Source organism: Serratia sp. LSHTC3, assembly GCF_057197125.1.
The window spans coordinates 274,080-291,654 of the sequence record NZ_JBXUNP010000005.1 but is presented as its reverse complement, the minus strand read 5'-3'; the positions used below and the strand labels follow the sequence as shown (position 1 = coordinate 291,654).

The window sequence follows — 17,575 nt, the reverse complement described above, 5'->3', positions numbered from 1 at the left end:
GGGAAAGATCATGTCATGAAATACTACAATTGCAGCGGCACTGCGACTCCACGTACTGCTCTCACTTCAACATCCGCCCCACGCCGGCACGCGCGGGGGCGAACGCATTCCCCCTTCGTTAAGCGGCCCGCCGCCATGACGACAGGCCGATGTGCCGGGCTTAGACCTTCTCGGCGCGGCTGTAACGTTTACCGTCCGGGCTGACCGAGCGCACCTGTACTTCGCCGGAGACCGCCGGTTTGGCCTTGGCATCATAGCGCTGCCACTGCTTACCGCCGTCGGTGGAGTACTCGATGCCCAATCCCGGCAGCGCGATATTCGCTTCCAGCTTGCCGCCCGCCACGCGCGCGCCCGGCACCGGCAGACGGTAAGCGACGCCGCCTTTGTCCAGCTTGGCCAGTTCTCGTTGGCCCAGGATATTGGCGAAGCGCAACCAGTCTTTCTCCAGCGCCTTGGTGTCGACAAAGTGGGTTTCCCCGCCTTTGTATTCACGGCCGGCGCGATAGTCCTGCTCCCAACCGGCTCGGTGCCAGGCGCGTTCCGCCACCGACAGCGCGCGCGGGAAGATCATGTATTCCATCTGCGGATCGGTGCGCTGGGTTTCGCTCCACAGCTGAGCGGACAGACCGTAGGCGCCCGGCCACGGCTTGTCGCTTTTGGCGTTAAAGTGGTTGCCGTCGCGGTCGACCGAGGTTTCCGCGTTCTGCGGCATGTTGTCCGGCGCGAAGCTGAACACCTTGCGCTCGTCGCTGAAGCGGGTGCCCCAGTAGTAACCACGCTCGTCCGGGTTCACCTCGTAAGGGAAGTCCATGTAGACGTAGTCCGGGTTGGAGACCACCACTTCATATCCTTTGTTGGCCCAGTCGTTGACGCTATCGAAACCGCCCCAGTACAACGTATCCCAGAAGTTGACGCCCACGCGCGAGGTGGCGAACGCCTTTGCGTTCTCGGCGTCTTTCAAGCCGTCTTGCCAGGCCTGCATTCTGTCGATGCCGTGCGCCTTCACCAGCTTGCTGACCTCCTGGCCGAAGTAGCTCGGCAGGTGTTCCATGTCGGCCACCTTGCCTTCTTTGATCATCGTCTGGCAAACCTGCGACTTGGCCCACGGCTTGTCTTCGTTGCTCTGGTCGATGATGCCTTTACCCGGCTCCGGTTTCGCCTTGTCGGTATAGCCGGCGCCCAGGCGGATGTTTTTCGCCTCATCGCCGCCGAAGTGCCAGGTTTTGATCGGCTGCCCGGCTTCTTTATGCATCTGGGCAATCTCGCCAATCACCTTGTCGACAAAGCGCTGGGAGGAATCCAGGCACGGGTTCAGGTAGCTCTGGCGGTTAAAGAACTGCACCGAGGTGGTATTGGAGGTATCGGTCGGATCCACCAGGCGGAACTCGTTGGCCTCCTGCTCTTTGCCGGCGGCATGCAGTTTCTTGTAGCGCGCTTCCATAGAGACCACCGCCGCGCGGGCGTGCGCCGGCATGTCGATCTCCGGGATCACCTCAATCTGGCGCGCCTGGGCGTATTTGATGATGTCGATATAGTCCTGACGGCTGAAGAAGCCGCCGTAGACGTCCGGCCCCTGGCCGTACTGCGGCAGCAGGCAGGTGGTTTCGCTCAGATCGTGGCAGCGCTGGCCGCCGACTTCCGTCAGCTCCGGCAAACCGGGGATCTCGATGCGCCAGCCTTCGTCATCGCTCAGGTGGAAGTGGAATTTATTGAGCTTGTAAGCCGCCATCTGATCCAGCAGGCGCAGCACCGCGTCCTTCTTATGGAAGTTGCGCGCCACGTCAAGGAAAATGCCGCGATACTGGAAGCGCGGCGCATCGCTGGCGTCGAGCGTGGCGATCTTGCCGCTGCCGTCGCTCGGCACTAACGACAGGATCGACTGCAACCCGTAGAACACCCCGGCCTGATCGAAGCCGATCACCCGCGCCTCTTTCTTACCGATTTTCAGCTCATAAGCGCCCGGCACCGCCATCGCGCCTTTAAACTTGCCCGGCTGGATGTCGGTCTTGATCGGGTAACCGTTGGCCTGAACCGGCACGCCCAGCAGCGCGAAGCGCTGGTTGACGACGTCCGCCGCCGGCTTGACCAGCGTGCTCAGATCCGGCGATACCCCTTTGCGCAGGTCGGCGTCCTGTGCGTGCACTTTCACCTGCATCGGTGTCGGCACGATCTGGCCGCGCAGCGCGCCGGCGGGCAGCGTCTGCAGATCGGCATTGCTGACAAAGCGCGAAGCCGGCGTCATCAGAATGTTTTTGTCGTCCTTGGTGCGCTTCCACTGATCGCCGGTGAACGGCGCCACGAACTGGTCCAGATTTTCGGTGTCGGTATTCGCCAGCATTTTCGGCTTGGCGTCGCCGGAGGTGGCATACCAGCGCGGCAGGAAGTCGTTTCTGAACAGCTGCCAGTATTCGGCGACCACCGGGATTTCCACCGCCTTGCCGGCAGGGAAACCGCTGAATTTGGCGGTCGGCTCCAGCTTGTACAGATCGCCGGTCAGATGCGCGATCTTGAACTGATCGTTATCCACCCGCAAGGTCTGGCGCGGGCTGTGGAAATAGATGACCCAGTCCTTGCCGTCGATCGCCTGCCCGTCGTTGCTGAGGGTGAACAACACCCGGTTGCATGAGGCCCAGTCGGCGCCCAGCGCCGCGCAATCCACGCCGTTTTCGCCGGCGCGGTTATCCAGCATTTTCACGTTCAGCTTCAGCTGGCTCAGCTGATCCACCAGCTGTTGATCGGCCATGGCATTACCCATGCCGCCCAGGAATCCCATCGTTGCCGTCAAAGCGGCCAGTGCGCTCAGTTTGAATGCGTTCATCTTCTCGTCCTTCTTAATTATTGTTATCGCGAATTTCTTGCCACAGCTTGCCGCACTTGGCGTCGTAAGCCTGACCGTTACCGCTGTGCACCGCCATAATGCAGTTCTGATAATCCATCACCCGCACCGTTTCCTGCGCGGCGAACTGCTGGTGCTGTTTCTCTTGTTTCAGCACGTTCAGCACCGCCTTGCAGGGCTGCAGACGCTCCGGCGAGCCTTCGGCGGTGTTGATGCAGGCGCTGTAAGCCTGCTTCAATTTGGCGTCTTCCGGCGGCGCGGCGGGTTGCGCGCAGGCGCTCAAGAGCGCGGCGGCCGCCAACATCAGCATGATTTTTTTCATCGTTGAATTCCCTTAACTGCCCCCGGCGACGAGGCCGGGGAACGCATCAGAAGATGGTGAATGGCGCGATGACCATGAACTTGACGTCTTTCTCGTCCTGGAAGATGTTGCCGTAACCGCCGCCCCAGCTCGGGATGTTGGTGTGGTTGTCATACTGGGTGTAGTGCAGCTTGATCAGCGTGCCCTTGGCGCGCCCTTCCTGGATGGTGTACATCGCGTCCAGGCTCCAGGCGCTCTCTTTCAGGCGCTGGCTCTGATCGTAGATCGGGTTGGTGCTCGGCTTGGCGTCCCAGGCGTAAACGTAGGAGCCGCCGACCGCCATGCCCGGCAGGTTCCAGTTGCTGAGGTCATACATCACGCCGGCGTACACCGCTTTCTCGCCGTTGGCGTTAAAGTCGGAGCGGTTGTCCCACCACACGTCCAGGCGGCCGTTGGACGAGGCGTAGGTCGGGGTCATGCGCTGCAGGAAGAAACCCTGGTTGCCTTCCGCCTTGACCATGGTGCCTTCCAGACGCCAGTTGAACTGGCCGGTGGTGTAACCGAAGGTCAGCGCCTGCAGCCAGGCCAGCCCGTCGTAGATGCTGTTCGGATCGTTCTTGTCGCTGATGCGATCTTCCGCACCGTAGAACTGGTAACTGGTGGTCAGCGGGTTGCCCAGCACATCGAATTTGTAAGACGCCTTGGTGAAGTACTGATTCACGTAACCCTGGGCCTGGCCGAAGGCGGCTTCCAGCACCAGATCGTTTTTGAAATCGTACTTGGCGCCCAGCGAGTGCAGGTAGGAGACGCGGGTTTTCTTATCGTTCTGGCGGAAGTCGTCCACCTCGATATGCCACGGCGCCTTGTATTTGTCGGCCCACATGTAGGAGAAGCTCAACGCGCCGGCATCGCCGTAGTCGAACTTGGCGCCGGCCTCGGCGCCCTGATAGGTGCCCGGCATAAAGCTCCAGTGCGGCGCCAGCAGGGTTTGGCCGCTCGGCTGAATATAGCCGGCGCGCGCCCAGACCGGGCCGTATTTGAACTTGGCGGCGGCTTTGTACAGGCTGACGCCGCCTTTGTCACCGGAATAGTCTTCGTCGTAGGTACGGTTTTTTGAGGAGAACGCGATCTCGTTAGGGTGGCCGCTGGCGCTGGATTCCGCCAGCTCGATGGCGGTAAAGGCACCGACATCCAAGCCGAACATGTCCCAGGCGTAGCCCGAGGCGAAATCCAGGCTCAGGTTGGCGGTAGAGTGCGACAGGTTGGTGGTGTATTGGTTGTAATCCTTGCTGTCCGGATTGAGATCTTTACGGTCGCGCTCACGTTGCCAGTAATAGATGCCGCCGGTCAGCGTGGAATCATCGATAAACCCTGCGGCTTTCGCCTCAGGCGCCATGGCAAACCCTGTTCCCAACAGCGCGCCCGCGACTGCGAGCGCCAGCGTTTTACGCTGAGCACCGTGCGTACCCATATTGAAATTCCTCTTTGACTTAACTTAAAAGTTGCAGCCGCCTGTGTTCACCACTGCCCTGCACGACTGCCAATAAAAAACCCGAACGGGTAAAAAAAATTGCCGACGAGATGTTATTCCCACAGCACTAATTGCTACAGACAGACTATTTTTCGCGACGCGAATTATCAAATGAAAAATGCGGGAGATTTGTCAAAATATGACAAGGAGCACATATCAGTGAGATTTTGTTACGCCGGTGTTCATGGAAGGTGTCGAATAAAAAATTCAATTAAATCAGAATAAATTGAGATACGAGGTCAACAAGAGACGATTAATGGTTTCAGCCTGACCAAATCCGTCATTCAGACAATAAAAATTGAGAGCGCTCTCCAAATGAAATTAATTCGCATCACGAATATATAAGTAAAAATTAAGATTATTAAGTCCAATATCAGAAAACTTATTGATTAACGCACCGCGGTTAATTAAGCACAGCCCGGAATAACGCTGCAGGAATAGATGATTTGCTCAATGGCAGACATAAAAAAAGCGCGGCCTAAGCCGCGCTGATTCATTAATTTCCAAGGCGAATAAGATTAGCCTTCGATTTTCGCCCAGGTGTCACGCAGACCAACGGTGCGGTTAAACACCAGATGCTCGGCCGACGAGTAACGGTTGTCAGCACAGAAGTAGCCTTCACGCTCGAACTGGTAGGCCTTCTCCGGCTGGGCGGCCGCCAGACTCGGCTCGACGAAACCGTGCTTGATGACCAGCGATTCCGGGTTGATGGTGGAGAGGAAATCCTCCGCCGCGCCCGGGTTAGGCACGCTGAACAGGCGATCGTATAGGCGAATTTCCGCCGGCAGCGCGTGCGCCGCGGACACCCAGTGGATCACGCCCTTCACCTTGCGGCCGTCGGCAGGATCTTTGCTCAGCGTTTCCGCATCGTAGCTGCAGAAGATGGTGGTGATCTCGCCCGCTTCGTCCTTCTCGACGCGCTCGGCCTTGATCACGTACGCATTGCGCAGACGCACTTCCTTACCCAGCACCAGACGCTTGTACTGCTTGTTGGCTTCTTCGCGGAAGTCGGCGCGATCGATATAGATCTCACGGCTGAACGGCACATCGCGGCTGCCCATTTCCGGCTTGTTCGGGTGGTTAGGCATGGTGACCATTTCCACCGCGTCGCCCATGTTCTCGATGACGATTTTCACCGGATCCAGCACCGCCATGGCGCGCGGGGCGTTCTCGTTCAGATCGTCGCGAATGCAGGATTCCAACGCCACCATCTCGACGTTGTTGTCTTGCTTGGTCACGCCGATGCGCAGGCAGAACTCGCGAATCGAGGCGGCGGTATAACCGCGGCGGCGCAGACCGGAGACGGTCGGCATGCGCGGGTCATCCCAACCTTCGACGATCTTCTCGGCCACCAGTTGGTGTAGCTTGCGCTTCGACATGATGGCGTATTCGAGGTTCAGACGCGAAAACTCGTACTGCCGCGGGTGGCAAGGAATGGTGATGTTATCCAGCACCCAGTCATACAGACGGCGGTTATCCTGGAACTCCAGGGTGCACAGCGAATGGGTGATCCCTTCCAGCGCATCGGAAATGCAGTGGGTGAAATCATACATCGGGTAGATGCACCATTTGTTGCCGGTCTGGTGGTGTTCGGCAAACTTGATGCGGTACAGCACCGGATCGCGCATCACGATAAACGGCGAAGCCATATCGATCTTGGCGCGCAGGCAGGCGGCGCCTTCGGCGAACTCGCCGTTGCGCATCTTCTCGAACAGCGCCAGGTTCTCTTCCACGCTGCGGTCGCGGTACGGGCTGTCTTTGCCCGGCGAGGTCAGGGTGCCGCGATATTCACGGATCTGCTCCGGCGACAGCTCATCGACGTAGGCCAGCCCTTTGGTAATCAGCTCAACCGCATACTGGTGCAGCTGATCGAAATAGTCTGAGGAGTAATGAACGTTGCCGCTCCACTCAAAGCCCAGCCACTCCACGTCGTGCTTGATTGACTCCACGAACTCGATGTCTTCTTTCACCGGGTTGGTGTCATCGAAACGCAGGTTGCACTGGCCCTGATAGTCCTTGGCGATGCCGAAGTTCAGGCAGATGGACTTGGCGTGGCCGATATGCAGATAGCCGTTAGGCTCCGGCGGGAAACGGGTATGTACCGACGTGTGTTTCCCCGACGCCAGATCTTCATCGACGATCTGACGGATAAAATTGGTTGGGCGGGCTTCAGCCTCACTCATTTCACTGTTCCTCAATGCAAAGCGCTACACATAACCGCCTATGATCCAACAAGCCACGTCTGGAAACAACCGTTTGTTTCACGAAAAATGCGGCAGATTGCACCATCGGCGCGCAGCGCACCGCCGTGGAGCGAAATGGGATAAAAAAAGCGGGAAGAGATCGCTCTCTTCCCGCCAAGTCGGGGCAAACTCCGCCATGATGCGTGACCGGCCCCGGGTACTACTCAGGTAAAAACAGCCTTATTTCTGGATCTCGTACAGCTTGGTCTGACCGGCGACCACCGAGCCGCTGGCCAGCGCCGCCAGGCCGGCATAGTCGTCAGAATTGCTGACTACCACCGGGCTTATCATCGAACGCGCATTGGCGTTCAGGTAATCCAGATCCAGTTCCAGAATCGGTTGACCGGCTTTCACTTCCGCGCCTTCCTCCACCAGGCGTTTGAAGCCCTGGCCTTCCAGCGCGACGGTGTCGATCCCCATGTGCACCACGATCTCGGCGCCCTTGTCGGTTTCCAGGCAGAAGGCGTGGTTGGTATTGAAGATTTTCACCACGGTGCCGTCAGCCGGCGACACCACGATGTTGTCGGTCGGGCGAATCGCCAGGCCGTCGCCTACCGCCTTGCTGGCGAAGGCTTCGTCCGGCACCTGATCGAGCGCCACCACTTCACCGGTTACCGGCGCCACCAGCGTTTCAAACGCGGCTTTCGGTGCGTTCGGCACCGCCTGCGGTTTGGCTTCTGCAGCAGGGGCCGCCGCCGGAGCCGCCGCTGCCGCTACCGGGCCGGCCGCGATCACGTTGCGCATCGCGCTGGCGATAAGTTCGGCACGGGTGCCGACGATCACTTGCACGCTCTGCTTGTTCAGGCGGATAACGCCCGATGCGCCGAGGCGTTTCGCCAACGCGTCGTTCACCAGCGCGGAGTCTTTCACATTCAGACGCAGGCGGGTGATGCAGGCATCGATGCCGGTCAGGTTGTCGGAGCCGCCGATCGCGCCGACGTAGCGACGGGCCAGCGTGGTGGTTTCGTTCTCGTCTTTACCGGCGTTGCTGTCGACGTTGACGTCGTAGCCGTCGGTTTCGTCACCGGCAACCGCCAGCTCGCGGCCCGGGGTCATCAGGTTGAACTTGTTGATAGTGAAGCGGAACACCACGTAGTAGATGACGAAGAACGCCAAGCCTTGCGGGATCAGCATGTACCAGTGGGTCGCCAGCGGGTTGCGGGACGACAACACCATATCCACCAGGCCGGCGCTGAAGCCGAAACCGGCGATCCAGTGCATGCTGGCGGCGATGAACACCGAGATACCGGTCAGCACGGCGTGGATCACATACAGCACCGGCGCCACGAACATGAAGGAGAATTCCAGCGGTTCGGTGATACCGGTAAAGAAGGCGGCGAACGCGGCCGCCAGCATGATGCCCGCCACTTTGGCTTTGTTCTCAGGACGCGCGCAATGATAAATGGCCAGCGCCGCACCCGGCAGACCGAACATCATAATCGGGAAGAAGCCCGCCTGATAACGGCCGGTGATGCCGACAACCGCTTTACCGGCTTCGATCGACTGCTGGCCACCGAGGAAGTTAGGAATATCGTTGATGCCGGCCACGTCGAACCAGAACACCGAGTTCAGCGCGTGGTGCAGGCCAACCGGAATCAGCAGGCGGTTGAAGAAGGCATAGATGCCCGCGCCGACCGAGCCCATTTTCTGGATGTGTTCACCGAAGTTCACCAGACCGTTGAAGATCACCGGCCAGATGTACATCAGAATGAAAGCGACCAGGATCATCAGGAAGGAGATGAGGATCGGCACCAGGCGGCGGCCGCTGAAGAACGACAGCGCCTTAGGCAGCTCGACGCCGCTGAAGCGGTTGTACACTTCGGCGGAAATGATGCCCACCAGAATACCGACGAACTGGTTCTGGATCTTGCCGAACGCGGCAGGCACCTGATCCAGCGGGATCTTCTGAATCATCGACACGGCGGCCGGTGAACAGAGGGTGGTCAGCACCAGGAAGCCGACGAAGCCGGTCAACGCGGCGGCGCCGTCCTTGTCTTTGGACATGCCGTAGGCCACGCCGATAGCGAACAGCACCGACATGTTGTCGATGATAGCGGAGCCGGATTTAATGAAGAAAGCGGCGAGCGCGTTGTCGCCGCCCCAACCAACAGGGTCAATCCAGTACCCGACGCCCATCAAGATGGCGGCGGCGGGCAGCGTGGCGACCGGCACCATCAGCGCCCGTCCCACCTTTTGCAAATAACTAAGAATGTTCACCTTTTCCCCCTATGTTGTCCGCGGACGGACCCTATTAGTAGTTTATTTGGAGCTCTCACTACCTTTTTAGAAACAACGCATGGCACGTATCACTCATGCCGAGTGTAAAAAATTTATTTTGTATCGCAAATTAAAACCTCCCTTTTTGTGATAAATATCACCAAAAAGTAGTCTTTACCTCCCAGATTGCTGGCCATCACACAAAACTTATTTTATCATTCAAAAAATCAACCGGACGGACGATTCACGCGAGAATCATAAAGCTGGGTTACGCTTAGGACTCCCGCAGGCCCGTACAGTATAGCTTTAGTTTACTTATCCCAAGAGGTGTTAGATGAGACTTATCCCACTGAAAGATACCGCACAAGTCGGCAAATGGGCCGCGCGTCATATCGTTCAACGCATCAACGCATTCAAGCCAACCGCAGAGCACCCGTTTGTACTCGGCCTGCCTACCGGCGGCACGCCGCTGGAAGCCTACAAACATCTGATTGCGATGCACAAAGCAGGTGAAGTAAGCTTTAAGCATGTTGTGACTTTCAACATGGACGAGTACGTTGGCCTGCCGCAGGAACACCCGGAAAGCTACCACACCTTCATGTACCGCAACTTCTTTGATCACGTTGATATTCCTCGTGAAAACATCAACCTGCTGAACGGCAACGCCGCGGATGTCGACGCCGAGTGCCGCCAGTACGAAGAGAAGATCAAGTCTTACGGCAAAATTAACCTGTTCATGGGCGGCGTGGGCATCGACGGCCATATCGCGTTCAACGAGCCGGCTTCGTCCCTGGCTTCGCGCACCCGCATCAAAACGCTGACCGAAGACACCCGCATCGCCAACTCGCGCTTCTTCGGCGGCGACGTCAGCCTGGTGCCGAAATATGCGCTGACCGTCGGCGTGGGCACGCTGCTGGACGCGGAAGAAGTGATGATCCTGGTCACCGGCCACGCCAAGGCGCAGGCGCTGGAAGCCGCAGTGGAAGGCAACATCAACCACATGTGGACCATCAGCTGCCTGCAGCTGCACGCCAAAGCGGTGGTGGTGTGCGACGAACCGGCCACCATGGAACTGAAAGTCAAAACCGTCAAATATTTCCGCGAGTTAGAAGCGGAAAGCGTGAAAAGTCTTTAATCTTTGCAGGGGGCTACGATGTTCGCTTTAACCCACGGCCGAATCTATACCGGCCACGACGTACTTGATGACCATGCAGTCATTATCGCTGATGGGCTGATCGAGAAAGTCTGCCCGGTGGCTGAATTGCCCGCCGGCATCGAAACGCGCGACCTGGGTGGCGCCATCCTGGCCCCCGGGCTTATCGACGTGCAGCTGAACGGCTGCGGCGGCGTCCAGTTCAACGATTCGCTGGAAGCGATCTCGGAAGAAACGCTGGAGATCATGCAGCGCGCCAATGAGAAATCCGGCTGCACCAGCTATCTGCCGACGCTGATCACCAGCAGCGACGAATTCATGAAGCACAGCGTCGACGTGATGCGCGCTTATCTGAAAAAGCACCAAAATCAGGCGTTGGGCCTGCACCTGGAAGGGCCGTATCTCAGCCCGGTGAAAAAAGGCACCCACAACCCGGCGTTCATTCGCAAGCCGACCCAGGACATGATCGATTACCTGTGCGCCAACGCCGACGTGATCACCAAGGTGACGCTGGCGCCGGAAATGGTTGAGCCGCACTTTATCAAGCAGCTGACCGAGGCCGGCATCGTGGTCTCCGCCGGCCACTCGAACGCCACCTACGATCAGGCGCGCACCGGCTTCGCCGCCGGTATCAGCTTCGCCACCCACCTGTACAACGCCATGCCGTATATCACCGGCCGCGAACCGGGGCTGATGGGGGCTATCTTCGACACGCCGGAGGTCTATACCGGCATCATCGCCGACGGCCATCACGTGGCCTGGGCGAGTATCCGTAACGCCAAACGCCTGAAAGGTGATAAATTGGTCTTGGTCACCGACGCGACCGCACCGGCGGGTGCAGATATTGACCAATTTATTTTCGCCGGTAAAACAATATACTATCGGGACGGGCTGTGCGTGGATGAGAACGGCACCCTGAGCGGTTCCGCGCTGACCATGATCGAAGCGGTGCAAAACAGCGTCGAGCATATCGGCATCGCGCTGGACGAAGCGCTGCGCATGGCGACGCTGTACCCGGCGCGCGCCATCGGCGCCGATCGCCGTCTGGGCACCATCGAAGCCGGCAAGGTGGCTAACCTGACCGCCTTCACCCGTGATTTCAAGATCACCAAAACGCTCGTTAACGGTAACGAGGTTTAATTCAATGAACAGCGAGTAACATTATTGATGAGCACTGGCGGACAAGCACAAATAGGGAACGTTGACTTAGTCAAACAACTTAACGGCGCGGCAGTTTATCGCCTGATCGACCAACAGGGCCCGATCTCGCGCATTCAAATCGCCGAACTCAGCCAGCTCGCCCCCGCCAGCGTCACTAAGATTACTCGCCAGCTGCTGGAGCGCGGGCTGATCAAAGAAGTCGATCAGCAAGCCTCCACCGGCGGCCGCCGCGCGATCTCCATCGTGTCGGAAACCCGTCATTTCCATACCGTCGCGGTGCGCCTCGGCCGCCACGACGCCACCATCACGCTGTATGACATGAGCGGTAAGTCGCTCAGTGAAGAACACTATCCGCTGCCGGAACGTACCCAGGAAACGCTGGAGAATGCGCTGTTTGCCGCCATCGCCCAATTCATTGAAGCGAACCAGCGCCGCCTGCGCGAACTGATCGCCATCGCGGTGATCCTGCCTGGCCTGGTGGATCCGGCGCTGGGCGTGGTGCGCTATATGCCGCACATCAGCGTCAGCAACTGGGCGCTGGTAGACAACCTGCAGCAGCGCTTTAACGTCACCAGCTTCGTCGGCCACGACATCCGCAGCCTGGCGCTGGCGGAGCACTACTTCGGCGCCACCCGCGACTGTGAAGACTCGATTCTGGTGCGCCTGCACCGTGGCACCGGCGCCGGCATCATCGTCAACGGGCAGATTTTTCTCGGCAACAACGGCAACGTCGGCGAGATCGGCCATATCCAGATCGATCCGCTCGGCGAACGCTGCCACTGCGGCAACTTCGGCTGCCTGGAGACGGTGGCCGCCAACGCGGCGATCGAACAGCGCGTGCGCCAGCTGCTGAGCCAGGGCTACCCGAGCAAACTGACGCTGGAAGACTGCGGCATCAACGCCATCTGCAAGGCCGCCAACCGCGGCGATCTGCTGGCCAGCGAAGTGATCGAACACGTCGGCCGCTATCTGGGCAAGGCGGTGGCCATCGCCATCAACCTGTTCAATCCGCAGAAGGTGGTGATCGCCGGTGAGATCACCGAAGCGGACAAGGTGCTGCTGCCGGCGATCCAGAGCTGCATCAATACCCAGGTGCTGAAGGACTTCCGCAAAAATCTGCCGGTGGTGACCTCCGAACTCAATCATCGCTCGGCGATCGGCGCTTTCGCCCTGGCCAAACGCGCGATGCTCAACGGCGTGCTCTTGCAGCGATTGCTGGAAAGCTGATCCGCCGCTTCTGGCAGGTGTGTTATCGTCACTTCTTGCCTGCCGTAATCATGAGAAACAGCGACAAATGAAAATCAAAAACGTTATATGCGATATCGACGGCGTGCTGCTGCATGACAATACGCCGGTGCCCGGCGCCGATCTGTTCCTGGCGCGCATCCAGGAACAAGGCATGCCGCTGGTGGTGCTGACCAACTACCCATCACAGACCGCACAGGATTTGGCGAACCGCTTCGCCGCCGCCGGGCTGGAAGTGCCGGAGAGCGCGTTCTATACCTCGGCGATGGCCACCGCCGACTTCCTGCGCCGTCAGGAAGGTAAAAAAGCCTATGTGGTCGGCGAAGGCGCGCTGATCCATGAGCTGTACAAAGCCGGTTTCACCATCACCGACATCAACCCGGATTTTGTGATCGTCGGTGAAACCCGCTCTTACAACTGGGACATGATGCACAAAGCCGCCTACTTCGTCAGTAACGGCGCGCGCTTTATCGCGACTAATCCGGATAGCCACGGCCACGGCTTCTCGCCGGCCTGCGGTGCCCTGTGCGCGCCCATCGAGAAGATCACCGGCCGCAAGCCGTTTTATGTCGGCAAGCCCAGCCCGTGGATCATTCGCGCCGCACTGAACAAAATGCAGGCGCACTCGGAAGAGACGGTGATCGTCGGCGACAACCTGCGCACCGACATTCTGGCGGGCTTCCAGGCCGGCCTGGAAACCGTGCTGGTGCTGTCCGGCGTCTCCACGCTGAGCGACATCGAAACCATGCCGTTCCGCCCGAGCTACGTTTACCCTTCCGTCGCCGATATCACCATCTTCTGATGCGACCATGGCGGCCGCCCGGCCGCCGTTATTTCCTTCTCCCCCAGCGTCAGTTTGAATTTAATTCGTTCATGGCCGTAAAAGGTTTCAGCCTGCCTGCGTTAAAAATCCTCATTATAACGTTACGCCCCGCCAATAGCTGATATTGCCGGCGAGCGGAAAACCCTTACCCCTAATTAATGAGGCTACCATGAGCACAAATAACATTATTAATGCCGTCGCCGCCGATGACGCGGCCATTATGCCGTCTATCGCCAATAAAAAGATCCTGATGGGTTTCTGGCACAACTGGGCCGCCGGCGCCAGTGACGGCTACCAGCAAGGACAGTTCGCCAATATGAACCTGACCGACATTCCCACCGAGTACAACGTGGTGGCCGTCGCCTTTATGAAAGGCCAGGGCATCCCGACCTTCAAGCCTTACAACCTGTCCGACACCGAGTTCCGCCGCCAGGTGGGCGTGCTGAACAGCCAGGGCCGCGCGGTGCTGATCTCCCTCGGCGGCGCAGACGCGCATATCGAGCTGAAAACCGGCGACGAAGACAAGCTGAAAGACGAGATTATTCGCCTGGTGGAAGTCTATGGCTTCGACGGCCTGGATATCGATCTGGAACAGGCGGCGATCGGCGCCGCCAATAATAAAACCGTCTTGCCTGCGGCGTTGAAAAAAGTAAAAGACCATTACGCCGCGCAGGGAAAAAATTTTATTATCAGCATGGCGCCGGAATTCCCGTATTTACGCACCAACGGCACCTACCTGGATTATATTAATGCCCTCGAAGGCTATTACGACTTTATCGCGCCGCAATATTATAACCAGGGCGGCGACGGTATTTGGGTGGATGAACTCAATGCCTGGATCACGCAGAATAACGACGCCATGAAAGAGGACTTCCTCTACTACCTGACGGAAAGCCTGGTTACCGGCACCCGCGGCTATGCGAAGATCCCGGCGGCGAAATTCGTCATCGGCCTGCCAAGCAACAACGATGCCGCCGCCACCGGCTACGTGGTCAACAAACAGGCGGTGTATAACGCTTTCTCGCGTCTCGACGCCAAAAACCTGTCGATCAAGGGCCTGATGACCTGGTCAATCAACTGGGATAACGGCAAGAGCAAAGCCGGCGTCGCCTACAATTGGGAGTTCAAAACCCGCTATGCGCCGCTGATTCAGGGCGGCGTCACCCCGCCGCCGGGAAAGCCTAATGCGCCGACGGCGCTGACGGTCGCCGAACTGGGCGCCACCTCTCTGAAACTGAGCTGGGCCGCCGCCACCGGCGCTTTCCCGATCGCCAGTTACACCGTCTACCGCAACGGCAACTCGATCGGCCAGACCGCCGGTCTGTCGCTGGCTGACGGCGGTCTGACGCCGGCGACCCAGTACAGCTACTTCGTTACCGCGACCGATAGCCAGGGCAATACCTCGCTGCCAAGCAGCGCGCTGGCGGTCAAAACCGCCAACGACGGCACGCCGCCCGATCCGGGGGCGCCCGAGTGGCAGAACAACCACAGTTACAAGGCTGGCGACGTGGTGAGCTATAAAGGCAAGAAATATACCTGTATCCAGGCGCACACCTCCAACGCCGGCTGGACGCCGGACGCCGCCTTCACCCTGTGGCAGCTCATCGCCTAATCGCTAATCGATTGCCGGCCAAACTGGCCGGCAATCCCGCCATCACGCTAAAAATTGCATAATCGATAATTTTTCACGTCGATAACTGAACATCCGTTAAAAACCACATCTAAGCAAACAACTATTTCTCAACGCATGGCTAAAACGCTTGCATCTCCCGCAGCTTTTGGCGCATTTTCATAACCACAGCGCAGCAAAACCGGGTTATCGCTGATAAATCGGCAATGCTGCCCATAACAGTAAAAAACAACATCACAGTCATAAAAGCCCGTTAGGAGAGTTGTATGTGTTCTATTTTCGGTGTGCTCGATCTGAAGTCCGATCCCGTTGAACTGCGTAAGAAAGCGCTGGAGCTGTCACGTCTGATGCGCCACCGCGGCCCGGATTGGTCCGGCGTTTACGCCAGCGACAAAGCCATTCTGGCTCACGAACGCCTGTCGATCGTCGACGTCAACAATGGCGCTCAACCGCTGTACAACGCTGCGCACACCCACGTTCTGGCGGTCAACGGCGAAATTTACAACCATCAGGCGCTGCGCCAACAGCTGAGCGAACGCTACGCGTTCCAGACCGGTTCCGACTGTGAAGTGATCCTGGCGCTGTACCAGGAGAAAGGCCCGGACTTCCTCGACGATCTGCAAGGCATGTTCGCCTTCGCCCTGTATGACACCGAAAAAGACGCCTACCTGATCGGCCGCGATCACCTGGGCATCATTCCGCTGTACATGGGCCATGACGAACACGGCAACCTGTACGTCGCCTCGGAAATGAAAGCGCTGGTGCCGGTGTGCCGCACCATCAAGGAATTCCCGGCCGGCAGCTACCTGTGGAGCCAGGACGGTGAGATTCGTGAATATTATCGCCGCGATTGGTTCGATTACGACAGCGTCAAGGACAACGTGACCGACGCCGCCGCCCTGCGCACCGCGCTGGAAGAGTCGGTGAAAAGCCACCTGATGTCCGACGTACCTTACGGCGTGCTGCTGTCGGGCGGGCTGGATTCCTCGGTCATTTCGGCGATCACCAAGAAGTACGCCGCGCGCCGCGTGGAAGATCAGGAACGCAGCGAGGCCTGGTGGCCACAGCTGCACTCCTTCGCCGTCGGCCTGGAGGGCTCGCCGGATCTGCGCGCCGCGCAAGAGGTGGCCAACCATCTGGGCACCGTGCACCATGAAATCCACTTCACCGTACAGGAAGGCCTGGACGCCATCCGCGACGTGATTTATCACATCGAAACCTACGACGTCACTACCATTCGCGCCTCGACGCCGATGTACCTGATGTCGCGTAAAATCAAGGCAATGGGTATCAAGATGGTGCTTTCCGGCGAAGGCGCGGACGAAGTGTTCGGCGGCTACCTGTACTTCCATAAGGCGCCGGACGCCCGCGAATTCCACGAAGAGACCGTACGCAAGCTGCTGGCGCTGCACATGTTCGACTGCGCGCGCGCCAACAAGGCGATGTCCGCCTGGGGCGTCGAAGCCCGCGTGCCGTTCCTGGACAAGAAATTCCTCGACGTGGCGATGCGCATCAACCCGAAAGATAAAATGTGCGGCAACGGCAAAATGGAAAAACACATCGTTCGCGAATGTTTCGAGTCCTATTTGCCGGCCAGCGTGGCCTGGCGCCAGAAAGAGCAGTTCTCCGACGGCGTCGGCTACAGCTGGATCGACACGCTAAAAGAGGTGGCTGCGCAGCAAATCAGCGATCAACAGCTCGAAACCGCGCGTTTCCGCTTCCCGTACAACACGCCGACCTCGAAAGAAGGCTACCTGTACCGCGAGATCTTCGAAGAGCTGTTCCCGCTGCCGAGCGCCGCCGAATGCGTGCCGGGCGGCCCGTCCGTCGCCTGCTCGTCCGCCAAGGCCATCGAATGGGATGAATCGTTCAAGAAGATGGACGATCCTTCCGGCCGCGCCGTCGGCGTGCACCAGGCCGCCTATAAATAAACGCGCGGCGTTTTCCCTTGGGGCGGGCCTTTTGGCCCGCCTTTTTGTTGCCTTTTCCGCCCGCCAACTGCCTGAATTGCCGATTTTATCGCCATAATGTTCACAACCCAGACAAACGGCGCTTCCGGGCGCTTTTTCGGGAAAAAACTTGTTGACGCAAATCGGTCATATACGCATAATGCGCCCCGCAACGCCGATGAAGGCAAAGCAAAAAAAGAGGGCTACGTAGCTCAGCTGGTTAGAGCACATCACTCATAATGATGGGGTCACAGGTTCGAATCCCGTCGTAGCCACCATCTCTTTTTTGCATTTGCGGGAGTGGCGAAATTGGTAGACGCACCAGATTTAGGTTCTGGCGCCGCAAGGTGTGCGAGTTCAAGTCTCGCCTCCCGCACCATTTCTCTTCATCGTCGGCGCAGTATGTTGATGGGGTATCGCCAAGCGGTAAGGCACCGGTTTTTGATACCGGCATTCCCTGGTTCGAATCCAGGTACCCCAGCCATA

11 protein-coding genes and 3 tRNA genes are annotated in these 17,575 nt (G+C 58.5%); 9 read left to right on the top strand and 5 right to left on the bottom strand.

The features are described from left to right. Window positions 1-160: 160 nt before the first annotated feature. From AC2CGI_RS19670 to nagE, 5 genes are all read right to left on the bottom strand, one after another. Window positions 161-2,818 (bottom strand): beta-N-acetylhexosaminidase, encoded by a 2,658-nt coding sequence (locus AC2CGI_RS19670; protein ID WP_076740484.1) that lies wholly within the window; start codon window positions 2,816-2,818, stop codon window positions 161-163. Between the two features lie 13 nt (window positions 2,819-2,831). Beyond that, complete coding sequence (chiQ, locus tag AC2CGI_RS19665) at window positions 2,832-3,158, bottom strand: ChiQ/YbfN family lipoprotein (RefSeq protein WP_076740485.1); 327 nt, start codon at window positions 3,156-3,158, stop codon at window positions 2,832-2,834. Window positions 3,159-3,204: 46 nt separating this feature from the next. Then, window positions 3,205-4,608, bottom strand: a complete 1,404-nt coding sequence (chiP, locus tag AC2CGI_RS19660) for a chitoporin ChiP (RefSeq protein WP_004939945.1) — start codon at window positions 4,606-4,608, stop codon at window positions 3,205-3,207. A 578-nt stretch (window positions 4,609-5,186) separates the two neighbouring features. After that, window positions 5,187-6,851, bottom strand: coding sequence for a glutamine--tRNA ligase (gene glnS / locus AC2CGI_RS19655; RefSeq protein ID WP_015376953.1), 1,665 nt, complete (start codon window positions 6,849-6,851; stop codon window positions 5,187-5,189). A gap of 240 nt (window positions 6,852-7,091) precedes the next feature. Further along, complete coding sequence (gene nagE, locus AC2CGI_RS19650; protein ID WP_031299992.1) at window positions 7,092-9,128, bottom strand: N-acetylglucosamine-specific PTS transporter subunit IIBC; 2,037 nt, start codon at window positions 9,126-9,128, stop codon at window positions 7,092-7,094. A gap of 334 nt (window positions 9,129-9,462) precedes the next feature. On the opposite strand from nagE, the gene nagB reads away from it, so the two are divergent. The 9 genes from nagB to AC2CGI_RS19605 all read left to right on the top strand — a co-directional run bounded on the left by nagB (window position 9,463) and on the right by AC2CGI_RS19605 (window position 17,573). Next, the gene (gene nagB / locus AC2CGI_RS19645; protein ID WP_076740486.1) at window positions 9,463-10,263 is read left to right on the top strand and encodes a glucosamine-6-phosphate deaminase; all 801 of its coding nucleotides are present in this window, start codon (window positions 9,463-9,465) and stop codon (window positions 10,261-10,263) included. A gap of 18 nt (window positions 10,264-10,281) precedes the next feature. Continuing rightward, on the top strand, window positions 10,282-11,421 hold the full coding sequence (gene nagA, locus AC2CGI_RS19640) for an N-acetylglucosamine-6-phosphate deacetylase (protein WP_015376951.1): 1,140 nt from the start codon (window positions 10,282-10,284) through the stop codon (window positions 11,419-11,421). Between the two features lie 27 nt (window positions 11,422-11,448). Then, window positions 11,449-12,669, top strand: a complete 1,221-nt coding sequence (nagC, locus tag AC2CGI_RS19635) for a DNA-binding transcriptional regulator NagC (protein ID WP_004939956.1) — start codon at window positions 11,449-11,451, stop codon at window positions 12,667-12,669. 67 nt (window positions 12,670-12,736) lie between these two features. After that, a complete protein-coding gene (locus AC2CGI_RS19630) occupies window positions 12,737-13,489 on the top strand; it encodes an HAD-IIA family hydrolase (protein WP_004939957.1) in 753 nt (250 codons plus the stop codon). A gap of 190 nt (window positions 13,490-13,679) precedes the next feature. Continuing rightward, entirely contained in the window at window positions 13,680-15,122 is a 1,443-nt protein-coding gene (gene chiC / locus AC2CGI_RS19625) for a chitinase ChiC (RefSeq protein WP_076740487.1), read from the top strand. 284 nt (window positions 15,123-15,406) lie between these two features. Then, window positions 15,407-17,071: an asparagine synthase B gene (asnB, locus tag AC2CGI_RS19620; protein ID WP_019454068.1), complete on the top strand. Its 1,665-nt coding sequence runs from the start codon at window positions 15,407-15,409 to the stop codon at window positions 17,069-17,071. Window positions 17,072-17,290: 219 nt separating this feature from the next. Further along, window positions 17,291-17,367 (top strand) — tRNA-Met (locus AC2CGI_RS19615). 16 nt (window positions 17,368-17,383) lie between these two features. After that, window positions 17,384-17,468 (top strand) — tRNA-Leu (locus AC2CGI_RS19610). Window positions 17,469-17,498: 30 nt separating this feature from the next. Further along, window positions 17,499-17,573: transfer RNA gene (locus AC2CGI_RS19605), tRNA-Gln, on the top strand. The last annotated feature ends 2 nt before the right edge of the window (window positions 17,574-17,575 follow it).